The organism is Tardiphaga sp. 172_B4_N1_3 (genome assembly GCF_052076035.1).
GTDB classification, from domain to species: domain Bacteria; phylum Pseudomonadota; class Alphaproteobacteria; order Rhizobiales; family Xanthobacteraceae; genus Tardiphaga; species Tardiphaga robiniae.
The window spans coordinates 231,766-247,470 of sequence record NZ_CP197238.1 but is presented as its reverse complement, the minus strand read 5'-3'; the positions used below and the strand labels follow the sequence as shown (position 1 = coordinate 247,470).

At 62.8% G+C, this 15,705-nt stretch carries 14 protein-coding genes; 8 read left to right on the top strand and 6 right to left on the bottom strand.

Annotation, left to right across the window (positions count from 1 at the left end):
* Positions 1–152: 152 nt before the first annotated feature.
* From AB7783_RS01150 to AB7783_RS01135, 4 genes are all read left to right on the top strand, one after another.
* The gene (locus AB7783_RS01150) at positions 153–1,085 is read left to right on the top strand and encodes a sulfonate ABC transporter substrate-binding protein (protein ID WP_231081183.1); all 933 of its coding nucleotides are present in this window, start codon (positions 153–155) and stop codon (positions 1,083–1,085) included.
* Positions 1,082–2,242: an FMNH2-dependent alkanesulfonate monooxygenase gene (gene ssuD / locus AB7783_RS01145; RefSeq protein ID WP_441276557.1), complete on the top strand. Its 1,161-nt coding sequence runs from the start codon at positions 1,082–1,084 to the stop codon at positions 2,240–2,242. Before AB7783_RS01150 ends, ssuD begins: the two co-directional genes overlap by 4 nt.
* Before the next feature lie 59 nt (positions 2,243–2,301).
* The gene (locus tag AB7783_RS01140) at positions 2,302–3,693 is read left to right on the top strand and encodes an LLM class flavin-dependent oxidoreductase (RefSeq protein WP_441276556.1); all 1,392 of its coding nucleotides are present in this window, start codon (positions 2,302–2,304) and stop codon (positions 3,691–3,693) included.
* A gap of 64 nt (positions 3,694–3,757) precedes the next feature.
* Positions 3,758–4,360, top strand: coding sequence for an RBBP9/YdeN family alpha/beta hydrolase (locus AB7783_RS01135; protein ID WP_184514252.1), 603 nt, complete (start codon positions 3,758–3,760; stop codon positions 4,358–4,360).
* Between the two features lie 28 nt (positions 4,361–4,388).
* Here the strand turns inward: AB7783_RS01135 and AB7783_RS01130 are convergent, their stop codons facing one another.
* The 4 genes from AB7783_RS01130 to AB7783_RS01115 are packed head-to-tail and all read right to left on the bottom strand — an operon-like array spanning position 4,389 to position 9,611.
* Positions 4,389–6,158 carry a dipeptide ABC transporter ATP-binding protein gene (locus AB7783_RS01130; RefSeq protein ID WP_441276555.1) on the bottom strand — a complete coding sequence of 590 codons (1,770 nt, stop codon included), beginning with the start codon at positions 6,156–6,158 and terminating at the stop codon, positions 4,389–4,391.
* Positions 6,155–7,069: an ABC transporter permease gene (locus AB7783_RS01125; RefSeq protein ID WP_441276554.1), complete on the bottom strand. Its 915-nt coding sequence runs from the start codon at positions 7,067–7,069 to the stop codon at positions 6,155–6,157. Before AB7783_RS01125 ends, AB7783_RS01130 begins: the two co-directional genes overlap by 4 nt.
* Positions 7,066–7,983, bottom strand: coding sequence for an ABC transporter permease (locus tag AB7783_RS01120; protein ID WP_441276553.1), 918 nt, complete (start codon positions 7,981–7,983; stop codon positions 7,066–7,068). Before AB7783_RS01120 ends, AB7783_RS01125 begins: the two co-directional genes overlap by 4 nt.
* A gap of 8 nt (positions 7,984–7,991) precedes the next feature.
* A complete protein-coding gene (locus AB7783_RS01115; RefSeq protein WP_441276552.1) occupies positions 7,992–9,611 on the bottom strand; it encodes an ABC transporter substrate-binding protein in 1,620 nt (539 codons plus the stop codon).
* Between the two features lie 296 nt (positions 9,612–9,907).
* Between AB7783_RS01115 and AB7783_RS01110 the strand changes: the two genes are divergently transcribed.
* Complete coding sequence (locus tag AB7783_RS01110; protein ID WP_441276551.1) at positions 9,908–11,245, top strand: LLM class flavin-dependent oxidoreductase; 1,338 nt, start codon at positions 9,908–9,910, stop codon at positions 11,243–11,245.
* A 63-nt stretch (positions 11,246–11,308) separates the two neighbouring features.
* Here the strand turns inward: AB7783_RS01110 and AB7783_RS01105 are convergent, their stop codons facing one another.
* Positions 11,309–12,151, bottom strand: coding sequence for a CmcJ/NvfI family oxidoreductase (locus AB7783_RS01105; protein ID WP_184514243.1), 843 nt, complete (start codon positions 12,149–12,151; stop codon positions 11,309–11,311).
* Between the two features lie 368 nt (positions 12,152–12,519).
* On the opposite strand from AB7783_RS01105, the gene AB7783_RS01100 reads away from it, so the two are divergent.
* Positions 12,520–12,723: a hypothetical protein gene (locus AB7783_RS01100; protein WP_441276550.1), complete on the top strand. Its 204-nt coding sequence runs from the start codon at positions 12,520–12,522 to the stop codon at positions 12,721–12,723.
* A gap of 141 nt (positions 12,724–12,864) precedes the next feature.
* On the opposite strand, the gene AB7783_RS01095 is transcribed toward AB7783_RS01100, so the two are convergent.
* Positions 12,865–13,752 carry an LLM class flavin-dependent oxidoreductase gene (locus tag AB7783_RS01095; protein WP_441276549.1) on the bottom strand — a complete coding sequence of 296 codons (888 nt, stop codon included), beginning with the start codon at positions 13,750–13,752 and terminating at the stop codon, positions 12,865–12,867.
* A 450-nt stretch (positions 13,753–14,202) separates the two neighbouring features.
* Here AB7783_RS01095 and AB7783_RS01090 point away from each other — a divergent pair, with 450 nt between their 5' ends.
* Together AB7783_RS01090 and AB7783_RS01085 are read left to right on the top strand one after the other, a co-directional pair.
* Positions 14,203–14,991 carry an ABC transporter permease subunit gene (locus tag AB7783_RS01090; RefSeq protein WP_315844353.1) on the top strand — a complete coding sequence of 263 codons (789 nt, stop codon included), beginning with the start codon at positions 14,203–14,205 and terminating at the stop codon, positions 14,989–14,991.
* Positions 14,988–15,701, top strand: coding sequence for an ABC transporter ATP-binding protein (locus tag AB7783_RS01085; RefSeq protein WP_441276548.1), 714 nt, complete (start codon positions 14,988–14,990; stop codon positions 15,699–15,701). Before AB7783_RS01090 ends, AB7783_RS01085 begins: the two co-directional genes overlap by 4 nt.
* The last annotated feature ends 4 nt before the right edge of the window (positions 15,702–15,705 follow it).

Sequence of the window (15,705 nt, the reverse complement as noted above, 5' to 3'; positions counted from 1 at the left end):
GAGCGATCAACCCATGATCGTCCTGGTTTTTGGAATTCCCCAGATCGCTTGCTTGGGACTCTAATGCGTCATCAGTGATGGTGCCTTTCACGCCCCAATGCAGGACAACGACAATGCATGCCAGACGAATGATCTTGAAAGCCGCCATCGCCATGGGTCTCGGCGTGGCCGTCGTCTCCGCTCCCGCGCTGATCGGCTCCGGATCAGCACACGCGCAGGAGAAGACCGTCCGGATTGGCTTCCAGAAATACGGCAAGCTGGTTCTGCTGAAGAGCAAAGGCAGCCTTGAGCCACGCCTGAAGGCACTTGGCTGGAACATCAAATGGACGGAGTTTTCGGCAGGCCCCGCGCTGCTGGAAGCGATCAATGTCGGTGCGCTCGATTTCGGCAACACAGGCGAGGCGCCGCCGATCTTCGCGCAGGCCGCTGGCGCACCGATCCGCTATGTCGCCTACGAGCCGCCAGCGCCCAAGGGCGAAGCGATCCTGGTGCCGAAAGGTAGTCCGATCAAATCGGTCGCCGAGCTGAAGGGGAAAAAGGTCGCGCTCAACAAGGGCTCCAACGTTCACTATCTCCTCGTCAAGGCGCTGGAGAAAGCCAATGTCAAATATTCCGACATCACCCCGGTGTTCCTGGCGCCGGCTGACGCGCGCGCGGCGTTCGAGCGCGGAGCCGTGGATGCCTGGGTGATCTGGGATCCGTTCCAGGCAGCCGCTGAAGCCGCTATCGAGGCGACGGTTCTCGCCGACGGCACCGATACCGTGTCGAATTACCAGTTCTATCTGTCATCGCAGAAATTCCTGGAATCCGATCCCAAGGTGGTCGATGCGATTCTCGAAGGCCTGCGGGAAGTCGACGACTGGGCCAAGACAGACATCAAGGCCGTGGCCGAGCAGTTGAGCCCGTCGGTCGGCCTGCCGGTTCCTGTACTGGAGGTCGCGCTCAAGCGGCAGGCCTACGGGATCAAGCCGATTGATCGCAAGGTCATCACCGAGCAGCAGCAACTGGCCGATACGTTTCTCGCGCTCGGACTGATCCCGAAAGCCATTGCCGTAGCCGACGCCGCCGGGACACCCGCGCCATGACCGCAGTCGACGACGCTCTCAAGATCCTCTGGTTCCTGCCGACCAGCGGCGACGGCCACTATCTCGGAACCACGGCCGGTGCGCGCGAGGTCGACTTCGACTATCTGCGGCAGATTGCGCGTGCTGCGGACAAGCTTGGCTATTACGGGGCCCTGCTCCCGACCGGGCGCAATTGCGAAGACTCCTGGGTCATCGCATCGGCCATCGCGCCGTGGACGGAGCGATTGCGCTATCTCGTCGCCGTGCGACCCGGACTGCAGTCGCCCACAGTAGCAGCGCGCATGACTGCCACGCTGGATCGCCTGACCAACGGACGATTGCTCATCAACATCGTGACGGGCGGCGATGCCGTCGAGAACAAGGGCGATGGCGTCTTCCTCGATCACGACGAACGCTATGAGGTCACCCGTGAGTTTCTGAATGTTTACGCGCGGGAGCTCGCCGGCGAAGCCGTCACTGTCGCGGGCAAGCACATCACGGTCGAAGACGGCCGCATCCTCTATCCACCGATCCAGACGCCCCATCCTCCATTCTATTTTGGCGGCTCGTCGGATGCCGGCATCGATGTCGCCGTCGATACCGTCGACAAATACCTGACCTGGGGCGAGCCGCCGGCGCAGGTGGCGGAGAAGATTGCACGCGTGCGCGGGATCGCCGAGCAGCGCGGCCGCAAGATCACGTTCGGCATTAGGCTGCATGTCATCGTCCGCCATACCAACGAGGCGGCATGGAAGGCCGCCGACGAACTGATCGAACACCTCACCGACGACACGATCGCATCCGCGCAGCAAATTCTCGAGCGAATGGATTCCGTCGGCCAGCAGCGCATGTCGCAATTGCACGGCGGCCGGCGCGACCGGCTCGAGGTCAGCCCGAATCTGTGGGCCGGCGTTGGCCTGGTGCGCGGCGGCGCCGGCACGGCGCTGGTCGGCGATCCCGCCACCGTCGCCGCACGCATCCGCGAATATCAGGACCTGGGCATCGATACGTTCATCCTGTCCGGCTATCCGCATCTCGAAGAGGCCTATCGGTTTGCCGAACTGGTATTCCCGCTGCTGTCGCTGCAACAAACCAGCAATGTCCGGCAGTTCCGCGCCAATACCGGCCCGTTCGGAGAGCCACTCGCAGATCACCGCCGGGCGACCGCAAAAGTTTGATGCGCCACCAGCCTTGATCCCAGCGGCGCAATGACGCCGCGGCATCTGGAGGACACCACATGACCAAGCAGATTCGCCTCAACGCGTTCGCCATGAACTGCGTGGCGCACCAGTCGCCCGGCCTGTGGACGCATCCCGACGATCGCTCCAGCGACTATAATCGCCTGCCCTACTGGCTCGATCTGGCCAAAACTCTGGAACGCGGTCGTTTCGACGGCCTCTTCCTTGCAGATGTGCTCGGCGTCTACGACGTGTTCGGCGGCAATCCGGACGCGGCATTGCGCAATGCCGCGCAGGTGCCGGTCAACGACCCGCTGCTGCTGGTGTCGGCGATGGCTGCCGTCACCGATAATCTCGGATTCGGCGTGACCTGTACGCTGTCCTACGAGCCGCCCTATCCATTCGCCCGCCGGATGTCGACCCTCGATCACCTCACCGATGGCCGCATCGGCTGGAACATCGTTACCGGCTATCTCGACAGCGCCGCCAAGGGCATGGGCAAGGCCAGCCAGAATGCCCATGACGACCGATACAACGTCGCCGAAGAATATATGGAGGTCGTCTACAAACTGTGGGAAGGCAGCTGGGAAGACGACGCCGTGCAGCGCGACAAGGCGCGCGGCATCTTCACCGAGCCGTCGCGTGTTCACCGCGTCCAGCATTATGGCGAGAACTACACGCTCGACGCCATCCATCTCTCCGAACCGTCACCGCAACGAACGCCGGTGCTGTATCAGGCCGGAACGTCGCTGCGCGGAAAACTGTTCGCCGCACAACATGCCGAATGCGTGTTCATGTCCGGTCCGTCCGCAAAGGTGATCGCACCGCGCGTCGCTGCGATCCGCGCGCTTACGGCAGAGACCGGGCGCGACCCGTCGGAAATCCTGATGTTCAGCATGATGACGGTGATCCTCGGCCGCACCGAGGAGGAAGCCGCCGCGAAGCATACGGAGTATCGTCGCTACATCAACCATGAGGGCGCCCTGACGCTGATGTCCGGCTGGACCGGCGCCGATTTCTCGACCTATGAGCTCGACCAGAAGGTGGAGCACGTCCACAACGAGGCCGGCCGCACGGCGATGGACAATATCACCCGCGCCGATCCCGATCGCACCTGGACGGTGCGCGAGGTGGCCGAGCATGTCGGCATCGGCGGCATCGGGCCAATCGTGGTCGGAACGCCCGAACAGGTGGCTGACGCCATCGAGGACTGGGTCGCGCAGACCGACGTCGATGGTTTGAACCTCGCCTTCGCGATCTCGCCGGGCAGCTTCGAGGACATCGTCGATCTGCTGGTGCCGGAACTGACCCGGCGCGGCATCTACAAGAGTGCTTATGCGCCCGGCACGCTTCGCGAAAAACTGTTCGGTGCCGGTCACGCACGGCTGCAGGCGCCGCATCCAGCCTCCTCGTTCCGCCCCGCGCTGCCATCCGCTATCGCCGCGGAGTAACAGCCGAACGACGCGACATCGGCCTTGCGCTCGGGCTGGCACCAAACAGCAGAGGGATCGACGCATGCGGGGCGCTCTGATCATTCCGGGCCTTCACGGCTCGCCGGACGGCCACTGGCAGACCCTGTTGCAGAGCCATACGCCGTTTGCGCGCCGCGTCGAGCAGGACGACTGGGACGCACCTGTGCTCGATCGCTGGGTGGAGCGACTTCTGTCGAGCGCAGATGCCAATCCCGGCGCGATCGCAGTCGCCCACAGCCTCGGCTGTATCCTCATTGCCCATGCAGCGCTGCGGGTGCCGGACATCAAAATCGGCGGCGCACTTCTGGTCGCACCGGCCGATGTGGAAACGAACACCGACGCATTCCCGCAACTGCGCAACTTTGCACCGATGCCGACGACATCCCTGCCGTTTCCGAGCATCGTCGTCGCCAGCAGCAACGATCCCTTCATGTCGCTGCAACGGGCGCGCATGCTGGCCGAGAGCTGGGGCTCGGACTTCGTCAACATGGGCGATGCCGGCCACATCAATATCGCGTCGGGTTATGGCGCGTGGCCGGCCGCGCACCACCTGGTCGATACGCTGGCAGCGAAAGCCGAGACGGCACGGCACCCGCCACGGCCATTCCGAAACCGCACGACCGGCAAACGGGTGCCGGCGTCGTAGAGTATTTCAAGCCGTCTTGTCGTTCCGTTCAAACCGATCGTGCCGTCGAAGGGCCAGCTATCGCCGCATTGGCAGACGAACGCACGAAGGCACTCTCGATCGCGGGGATCGATGACAACAAGGCCCTGGTATAGTCATCGGCTGGGTTGGAAAAGACCTGATCGACCGGTCCGGCTTCGACGATCCGCCCGCGGTGAAACACCAGCACACGATCGGCGATATGCTGGACCACGCCGAGATCATGCGAGATGAAAAGCAGCGCGGTACCGAGGCGCGCCTGCAGTTCGCTCAGCAGGTCCAGCACCTGCGCCTGGATCGAAACATCCAGCGCCGACACCGGCTCGTCGCAAACGATGACGTCCGGCTCCGCTGCCAGTGCACGTGCAATGGAGACACGCTGCCGCTGGCCGCCCGACAGCGACCGCGGATAACGACCGAGATGACCGGCGTTCAGCCCGACCTGCTCGAGCAGCGCGACGATGCGGTCGCGCTTTGCGCGCGCATCGCCGGTCAGGTTTTCGGCAATCACATCAGCGACCCGGTAGCGCGGATCGAAACTGCTGAGGGCATCCTGCGGGATATATTGCAGCCTTGCGCGCAGCGCGCGCCGCTCGGCCTCCGCCACCCCGGACCAGCGCTGCCCGAGCAGGCGCACCTCGCCCTCATCCGGCGCGAGCAATCCGAGCACGATCTTGGCGCAGGTCGACTTGCCAGATCCGGATTCGCCGACGATGCCGACAACCTCGCCGGCCTTCATAGCAAAACTGACCCGATCCAGCGCCGGAAGCGGCGGCTCGCGGCCAGACGTCCGCCGCGATACGTATCGCTTCGATATGCCGTCCACCTGCAGCACCACGGCGTCATCCGATGGCTTGCGGGCCGGAAGCGGCTCGCGGACGATGATAGACCCGTTGGTGCCGCCGCCTTCGGCGGCGGCGACGTCAAACCGGGCGGAGGCGAGCAGATGTCCTTTTGAATCAGCGGATGGGATCGCAGCAAGAAGCTGGCGCGTATAGGGATGGCGCGGACGGCGCAAGACATCCGCCGTGGCTCCGCTGTCCACGATGCGGCCGTCGCGCATCACGATCACTCGATCGGCGATTCCAGCCACGACTGCGAGATCGTGGCTGATCAGCAGTAGCCCGGCGCCTTCCCGCACGCGCTCGGCCAATACGGCGAGCACCTGCGCCTGGACGGTGACGTCCAGCGATGTGGTCGGTTCGTCTGCGATGATGAGATCCGGGTCGGCCGCAATGGCCGAGGCGATCAGCGCACGCTGGCGCAAACCGCCGGAGAGCTGATGCGCATATTGCGTAGCCCGATGTTCGGGATCGGGAATGCCGACCTTGCGCAGCACATCGGTGACACGTGCGGCGACAGTGTGTCGCCCACGTAATGTCCGATGCGCGGAGAGCACCTCGCCGACTTCCTGGCCGATGGTGCGCAGCGGATCCAGCGACACCAGCGCGTCCTGCATGACCAGGCCCGTGACCGTGCCGCGCAGCTTGCGCCAGTCGGACTGGCGAAACTGCAACGCATTGCGGCCCTTGATCAGGAAGCGATCAGCGTTGGCCTCGGCCCCATCGCCGGACAGGTTGAGCAGACTGCGTGCCGTAATGCTCTTGCCCGATCCGGATTCGCCGACCAGCGCCACGCATTCGCCGCGGCGGATCGTCAGGTCGAAGTTCCGGACGATAGGCACGCCGTCATTGGCGCCGGCAAAACCGATGGAGAGGCCCTCGATATCGATTAGCAGATCATCGGGCTGTGGAACGACCAGATATGGTTTTTCCGTCATGCCAGCCGTCCTTCAAATCGTTTCTGGATGGCATTGCCGACCAGCGTGAAGGCGATCACCGTGAGCGTGATGGCGAGGCCGGGAAATACGCCCGGCCACCAAGCCACGCGCAGCACGTCGCGGCTCTCCGCCAGCATCACGCCCCATTCCGGCGTCGGCGGCTGCGGGCCGAGGCCGAGAAAGCTGAGGCCCGACACCGCGAGGATGGTGTTGCCGATATAGACCGTCGCGATTACCGGCACCGCGACCAAGACATTCGGCAGCACATGGCGGATGAAGATCTGCCAGCGGCCGAGGCCGTAGACGACGGCATGCGTCACATAATCGGCATCGCGCACCAATTGCGTTTGGGCCCGGATCACCCGGCCGAATTTCGGGATGCCGGCAATGCCCACCGCAATGGCGATGTTGAGCATACCCTGTCCCAGAAACGTGACCACCAGCATCGCCAGTAACACGCCGGGGAATGACGACAGCACGTCGAACACGCGCGACGTCGCCTCGTCGAGGAAACGGTTGCGCTGTCCGGCGAGAATGCCAAGCACGATGCCGAAGGCAAGACTGATCGCCATACCGCCGAGCCCGATCAACAGTGAATAGCGCGTGCCGTGGATAGTCCGCGCGAACACGTCGCGGCCAAGCCGGTCGGTGCCGAACAGATGCTCCCAGCTCGGCGCCTTCAGCCCTAGCGCGTAATCGCCGATCAGCGGATCGAACTGGGTGAAGGCGCGTGGGAATGCCGCGGCAAGAAGCAGCACGAACAGGAACGCCAGCGAGATCGCAAGGCCCGGCGACAGCAATCGCGGCGCGATCACGGCGGCCGTCGTCACCGGTTCCACCGCACCGGGCGGGTTAACCTGCGGGTCAAGCGCGATGGACAGGTCCGCGAGCGGACGGGTTTGCACGTTCATTGCGCCCTCAGTCTCGGGTCGATCAGCAGATACAGGATGTCGAGCAAGGTCGACGCGGCGACATGGATGAAAGCGGCCAGCAGCACCACGGCCAGCACCACCGGCACGTCATGGGTCAGCACGGCGCCGAGCGTCACGGTGCCGAGACCCGGACGCCCGAAGACTTTCTCCGTGATCACAGCGCCGCCGAGCAGTCCGCCGATCAGCCAGCCGCCGAGCGTCACCGCCGGCAGCAAGGCATGCCGGAGCACATGGCGCGCGCGGATCACGAGCTCGCCGACGCCGCGCGAACGCACCGTGGTGACGAAGGGCTGATCGAGCGTCTTCTCCATCGCCTCACGCAGCACCTGCGCCAGGAGGCCCGCCGTCGGCAATGCCAGTGTCAGCGACGGCAGCACAATCGATTTCCAGCCGCTAGCGCCGGATACCGGAAACCAGCGCAGCGTGAACGAGAACGCCATCAGCAGCAGAATGCCGAGCCAGAACACCGGCGTCGATGCGAGTACCAGTTCCAGAAAGGATGCGATCTGGCGCGAGATGCGCCCACGGCCGGCCGTCAACAGCGCCAGCGCGACTGCGATCACGATGGCCAGAAGTCCGCCGAGCAGCGCAAGCTGCACGGTCGGCATCAGTTGTGATCCCACGACCTCGGTGACGGGCTGACGCAGCACATAGGACGTGCCGAAATCGCCCTGCAGGATGCGCAGAAGAAAATCCAGGTACTGCGCGGGCAGACTGCGATCGAGCCCCCACTCCGCCGCAATCGCCTCGCGCAGCCCTGGATATTCCAGATCGCCCGCCAGGATATCCTGGATGCGTCCCGGCAAAGCGTGCAGCGCCAGGAACGCCGCCGTCACACTTGCCCAGGCCACCACGAGACCTGTGAGCAATCTGGAAATGATACGAGACCACATGATCTCGTCTACTTCGCCAGCCAGAAGTCATAGGCGCTCGACGGCGAGTCCAGACCCGCCTCGAAGCTCAGCCCGTTGACGTTGTTCTTCGCCGCCAGAAACCAGCTCGGAGCGAACATCGGCACGATGAAGGCCTGATCGACGCCGAGCTTCTGGATTTCATCGGTGAGAGCACGCTTCTTCGTCACATCGGTCGAGCGCAGCGCTTCATCGATCAGACCCGTAATCTGCGGATCCGGATTGGCGATGTTGGAATACAGAAACCCTTTGGAGCCGAGCATGTCCCACAACTCCCGCGCCGGATCCGATGGATTGTCGGTGTTCGGATAGATCGTCCAGTTGCCGTTGGCGTTGTTCTTGGCATATTCGCCAGCGGTGATGATGCGCAGGTTGAGATCGAAGCCGATATTCTTGCGCAGCGCGGCCTGGATGCCCTGGATCAGCACTTCGCGATTGTCGCGGACGTAAGGCTGCGGATAGCCGACGTCGATCTTCAAGCGTACGCCGTTCTTGGTGCGAAAGCCCTCAGAATCGCGGCCGGTCCAGCCGGCTTCGTCGAGCAGCTTGTTGGCGCCTGCGATATTGTTGCCCCACGCACCGACCAGCGCCTTGTTATAGGCCGGATTGGCCGGGCCGATGATGGACCATGCACGCGGCACGGTGCCGAGATAGACCTGCTTGACCAGCGGCTCGAGATCGAAACCGTCACGCAGCGCGCGCCGGACCCGCACGTCATCCGCCGGCGGAATGGTGTAGTTGATGTTGAACGTAAACGACGTGCTGGCGCCGGACGGGCCGGTCAGCAATTTGAACTCGGCCTGATCCGCGAACAGCGCCACATCGGTCGGCTGCACGCCTTCGATCAGATCGACCTGCCCCGACGTCAGCGCGCCCGCCCGCACCGCGGCCTCCGGCAAGAACCGCAGCGTCACGCGATCGAGATAGGCCGGACCGGTATGCGCGGCATACCCCGGCCCCCACTTGTAATCCTTGTTGCGCACGAACACCGCCGACTGGCCGCGGCTGTAGCGCTCGAATACGAACGGCCCGCTGCCCGCCAGCAGCGGCCCACCGCCGCACAGGTCGCCCTTGGCGAGGGCCTTTGGCGAGATGATGCCCAGTTTGACGTTGGACGTGGACTCCAGGAACGTCGAATCCGGCTGCGTCAGGATCAATTTGACGACATAGGGCGACACGACTTCGGCGCGATCGAAATATTGCAGCAGCGCGACTGCATTGGTGGCGTTTTCCGGCTTCTTGACGAAATCGTAATTCGCCTTCACCGCCGCCGCGTCGAACTTCTCGCCGTCGTGGAAGACGACGTCCTCGCGCAGCTTGTACGTATATTCCTTGCCGTCCGGCGAGATCGACCACTCAGTCGCCAGCCATGGCGCGAAGCTGCCATCGGTCTTCTTGCCAACCAGCGAGTCGATATAGTTGCGCGCCACGAAAAATGCAGCCTGCTGCGAGGCGCGATGCGGATCGAAGCAGCTCGGTTCGGTCGCAACGCCCCATGTAATGGCGCCGCCGGAAACCGGTTTGCCTTCCTGCGCCTGCGCAAGCTGTCCGCCCAGCATGACCGACGCGATGACGATCGCAGTGCGTGGCGAAATACTAATCTTCCTCATTGGGGACCGTCCGTTGGTGTTTTTCACTACCAACCGCAGCAGCAACGTCTCGCATTTTCTGAAGTGATCAATGGCATGGAGTTGCCACTTCATCTGAGCGCTGCAACGCGGTAGCAATTTGTAGCGCGATCTAAATCTGCAATCCGCGCAAAGACAATGCACTTCACGCGATCTCACCGTCGCGACATCAAGTTTGAAAGATCATTCGCGATGCGATGCGATCAGTGGGCGAATGTCATACGCGCAAGCCCAAAGACAACTGGATCGCTCTCCGCCCCGCCCATCAGGAATGCTCCATGAGTGAACGCAAACTGCACCTCAACGTGAACCTGCTCCATTCCGGGGTCTATGCATCGGCATGGCGGCTGCCTGACAGCGATCCCGGCGCATTCTACGACGTGCAGCATTATGTGAACGTCGCAAAGATCGCCGAGCGCGGAAAATTCGACGCGATCTTTCTCGCCGACACGCCGGCCATCACCGACCGCATCGACTTGCGGCCATTTCAATCCATGGAGCCGACAATCGTTCTGGCTAGCGTGGCTGCCGCGACCACGCATATCGGCCTGATCGCCACCGCATCCACGACCTATAACGAGCCATATAACATCGCACGGCGCTTCGCGACGCTCGACCATGCAAGCGGCGGCCGCGTCGGCTGGAATGCGGTGACCACGGCGGACGCCTCTGCGAGCCGCAATTTCGGCCTCTCGAACGTGCTCGAACACGGCTTGCGCTATGAGCGCGCGAAGGAATTCGCCGAAGTCGTGCATGCGCTGTGGGACAGCTGGGAAGACGACGCCTTTGTCGGCGACAAGGCGACAGCGCGTTTCGTCGATATATCGAAGGTCCACGCCATCGATCATCGCGGCACGCATTACACCGTGGCCGGTCCGCTGACCGTGCCGCGTTCGCCGCAGGGACGGCCGATCACCGTGCAGGCCGGCGGTTCAAGCGACGGCCGCGACCTCGCCGCGGCGCAGGCCGATGCGGTGTTCACGCTGTCCCAATCGATCGAGGATGGCGTCGCCTATGCGCGTGATCTGCGGGCGCGGGCCGTCGCCTATGGCCGCCCGTCGGATTCTATCGTGATCCTGCCGGGCCTCGCGACCATCATCGGCAGCACCGAGGCCGAAGCACAGCGACGGCAGGATGAGTTGTGGGACCTGGTACCGATCCAGTACAGCCTGTCCCGCCTGGCGGGAACACTGCATGTCTCGCCCGATATCCTCGAACTCGACAAGCCACTACCGGACATCCCACTGCCGGCCAATGCCAACCAGACGATGTTCAAGGGCACCGTCGCCATGGCCCGCAAGGATAATCTGACGGTGCGGCAACTGCTCAAGGCGCTGGGCGGCGGGGTCGGCCATCGCATCATCGTCGGAACGCCCGAGGCGATCGCCGACGATATCGAGGCCTGGTTCAGGGCCGGCGCCGCCGATGGCTTCAACCTGATGCCTGATGTACTCCCGACGGGCCTGGCCGTATTCGTCGACGAAGTCGTCCCCCTATTGCAAAAGCGCGGCATCTTCCGCCGCGACTACGAGGGCACCACGCTGCGCGACCACTTCGGACTCGAACGTCCGCCCAGCCGCTACGCGAAGCGCCCCGCAGCGGCCGTCACAGCGTGATAGCACCATAGTGACTGCTCCCGCCGCGATCGACGGGAGCAGTCACGGTCGCGTTAACCTGCCCTATGGCGCGTGGAACACCAGCGCGCGCAGCTCGATGCTCTCGCGCGGCGGCGCATCAGCAGGCGCGGTCGGATCGGCAAAGGCCGTGTGCGGAGCGAAACGTGCGACGCCGTCTTTGGTCGAATCGTAGCACTTCAGCAGCAATATCTCGTCGGGCGTCATATCCGGTACGTAGTACCAGCGATGCTGCGGATTGAATTTTACCGCATAGGTTTCACCGACCCGGTGCTGATAGACCAGATCCGATCCCACCAGCTCGTCAAAGCGAACGGTCCGCGCATCGGCGACGGCCAGCGGTGAATCCTTCAACGGGCCACGGATCGGACGCCATAGATTGATGATCTGCACGCGCCCCTTGAGCAATTCTTCCGCATCCTCCGGGAGCAGATCGCGGACACGTTGCGGACCCGATCTATCGGTGTGATCGACATGCACCCGGGCGACAGGCTGGCGCGGGCCTTCGCCGCGGTCATTGACGCCATCGACGCGCTTGCGCACGGTATGATCGAAGATGAAGACGCGGCTCGCGCCGGTGATGTCTTTCAGCAGCTTCTCGGCTTCGGGATAGTAGACGCCCTTGACGTTCTCATCATCGTAGAAGTCGGAGACCGCGCTGTGCTGGTGCGCCACCGCAAAGCCGTGTTCATCGAGCGACCACTGATCGATGCTCGGTCGCGCATCATGGATCGCAACCGCATGCGGCTCCGGCTCCGCAGTGGAACGCGGCTCGCCGACCGGAGGATCGAATGTATAGGTGCGAGGGCGGCCATTGATCGGTGCCAGGTAGTTCAGATCCGCGGTGACGAATGCACCGGCCGTGATCTTCTCGTTGAGCAGTCCCATGATGGTTCTCCCGATTGATATGGGCTCATCACACATTTCATGCGGCCCATTTGCTTCAATCTGATCCCGGAGACCCGCCGCGCCAATGGGGCGTTTCAAATAAGAACGTCATTTCCCGACAGCGTGAAAACGGATGATGCGATTTCAGCATCGGTATCGATTGAAGATGTTTAATGTTGTGATCACGATCATCGTGAACAACGTTCGGCGTCGGTCCTTCTGCGCACCCGGAACATCGCTTGCATCTGCAAGCATTTACGCCTCGTGGCCGACGCTCCGAAAGAAGGATTGGGAACCGTTCGGCCCAACTTTGGAATTCCCAAGCGCGCTGTGTGGAGCGTTAATGAGTGTCTTCAGGAGTCGAATTGATGCCACATCCGCCACGTCTCGCCGTCGCCATCGCAGGCGCTCTCGCGCTTGCGACGGCCGTCGAGACCTATCACGCCGCCCATCAGCCCAAGCCTGACACGTCCCGGAATACTGCAGCCACGGCGACGCCAGCCCAGCAACTCGATCACGCCCTGCAGGCGCTCCGCCTCGATACAGTCAGAGACAACGCGTCAGCCATGTAGACAGGAGAAGGGACCAAGGCATGTATCTCGGAAAGATGATCGTTTTGGTACTGGGACACGCGACGTTCCTCAGCCTGTTCGTGTGGTGGTTTGGCTAAGCGGGGCTCTCGCCTTCCGGCAAGACCGCTTCGCGGTGTCAACTCAACCGCGCGAGGTCTTCAGCAAAGCTGCCTTCCCCCTCACCCGTGGAAAGACTTGCTCGGCAAAACGCTGCATCTCGCTCTCCAATGGCTGGAATTGCAGCATGAATAACTCGATGCCGGCGGCATGGAACTCGCGGATACGGGCAGCGACCGTATCGTAGCTTCCCACCAGACCCGCAGCGGTCCCGCCATTGGTGCCGACCCGCGGTGACTTCTGCATCGTCTGCATCATCACGACCTTGGGATCGGTATTGGCCCGCTGAATGGCCTTCATCGGCGCGTCCTGCGCGGCGAGCGCCAGCAGACGCTGATGTGCCTGTTCGGCTTCTGCGTCAGTCTCACGCGTGATCACGAAGGCCGACAGGCCGAAACGCAGCGGTGTGTCGAAATTTTCGCCCTTGTGCGTCAGCCGCTCCCCGCTCGTCAGCTGCGCAACGATCGAGATCCATTCCTTGCCATAGGCGTAGCGATCGTCATGCTCGGCAAAGCCGATACCGGCCTTCTCCAACTCGGGCTTGTTCCAGGCATTGACCAGATTGAGCGCAAAGCGGCCGCGGCTGATATTCTCAATCTGCAGTGCCATCTTGGCCAGTACGACCGGATGGAAGAGATAGGGCTTGATCGCCGCGATGATCTCGATCCGGCTGGTCAGCGCAGCCAGCGCCGCTGCAGAGCTCCAGGTCTCGAGTTGATCGAGATCTTCCTGATGCGGATTGATGGTGTGCTGCGCGATCAGGGTCGAATCGTAACCTACTGCCTCGGCCTGCAGGACCAGCGCCTTGTTGCGCTCCCACGACGCATCATACGGCTCTTCAGTATCCTGATGCGCCGCCCGTGGCCCATGCACCGGTGCCCAGACGCCAAATCGAAGAGGATTCGTGCTCATTGTCTGCCTCATATTCACGTCGCTCTCGCCATAAGACGACCCGCACACAACAATGCAAGCACCGCCATGCACTCACGACATCAGCGGCAAAATAGCGCGGATCGAACGAGAAACTTCTTCTTCGCATGACGCATAGCACCACAAGAAAATTCCATTGCGCTTCGGGCCGATTGAATTTCAAGGCAACACGCAGCTTCATTTTCCAAAAACAAGCACTGCAAAAGATCGTTCACCTCTCAATCGCGTCGCTCGGATATCAAACTGATCTAATATCGCATGGAGAATGGTTTCGCCGAAGAAACTGAAGACGCTGCGCTTTTCGTTGCTCTATCATCGCCGCTGAATTTCAGAACTGCAGCAATGGATGGCAGGGTGAGCAACGTCGACTACGTCATTCAACAGGAGTATCGCGCGCCCGCAACGCCGACACCCGCGCGCCAAGCTTCCGCCATTGCCAAACCCGGCCTGAAGCCAAATCTGATCGTCCTGTCCTGGATCGCGCCCGTTATTCTCATTGTTGTATGGGAAGCGCTGGCGCAGGCCGGTTGGCTGTCGCCACAAGTCCTTCCTGCACCCTCGAAGGTGCTACGCACGGCGTGGAAACTGACCCTGTCCGGATCGCTGCTGAACGATCTCGGCGTCAGCCTGCTGCGTGCGGCCGCAGGCTTTGCAATCGGCGGCAGCATTGGCTTCATCCTCGGCACGCTGGTGGGCTTCTCGCGTATTGCCGAAGCGTTGATCGATCGCAGCGTGCAGATGATCCGTGCGATCCCGTTCCTCGCCCTCGTACCCCTCGTCATCGTCTGGTTCGGCGTCGGTGAAGGACAGAAGATCTTTCTGGTCTCCCTCGGCGTCGCCTTTCCGATCTATATCAATACCACGCTCGGCATTCGACAGATCGATCCAAAGCTGATCGAGCTTGGCCGCGTCCAGGGGCTGTCCACGCTGCAATTGATCCGGCGCATCATCCTGCCCGGCGCGCTGCCGTCGATCCTCACCGGTGTCCGCTATTCGCTGGCAACGGCATGGCTGGCGCTTGTGGTCGCTGAGACTGTCGGCGCGCAATCGGGCCTCGGGTTCCTCGCCATGGACGCCCGCGAATTCCTCCGCACCGACGTGATCGTGCTGACCATCGTGATCTACGCGCTAATCGGTGTTGCTGCCGACTCCATCGCCCGGCTGCTCGAACGCAAATTGCTCGCCTGGCATCCGAACTACGGCAAGGGCGCGCGATCATGAGCCCGACATCCGTGACATCTAGCGAAACCGCCGTAACCGTGAGCGGCCTGACGCGCGCCTATGGTCCGCGGGTGGTGATCGACAGGCTGGATCTCCGCATCGGGCGCGGTGAATTCGTCGCACTTCTCGGTGAGAGCGGCTGTGGCAAGACGACGTTGCTGCGCGCCCTCGCCGGCCTCGACCCGATCCAGGGCGGACATATCGATGCGCCAGGACGACCCGCCGTGGTGTTTCAGGAACATCGGCTACTGCCCTGGGATACGCTCTGGCAGAATGTCTCGCTCGGCCTTCCCGGCGCGGATCCGCGCAAGCGTGCCGCTGCCGCGCTAGTTGAGGTCGGTCTAGGCGACCGGCTGGACGACTGGCCGCGTAATCTGTCTGGCGGACAGGCGCAGCGCGTCGCCCTCGCCCGCGCACTGGTGCAGGAGCCCCGGCTGCTGTTGCTCGACGAGCCCTTCGCAGCGCTGGACGCGCTGACGCGAATTCGCATGCATGTGCTGGTCAAGGAGCTGGTCGCCCGCCACCAGCCCGGCGTTCTTCTCGTTACACATGACGTCGATGAAGCAATTGCTCTGGCCGACCGAATTCTGGTGATGCGCAACGGCGTGATCGCGTCCCAGCACCGCGCCGACACGCACGGCGAGCCAACTGCATCCCGCGATCAACTGCTTCGCGAACTCGGCGTCGCCACCAATCTCCAGGTCGCCTGATTCC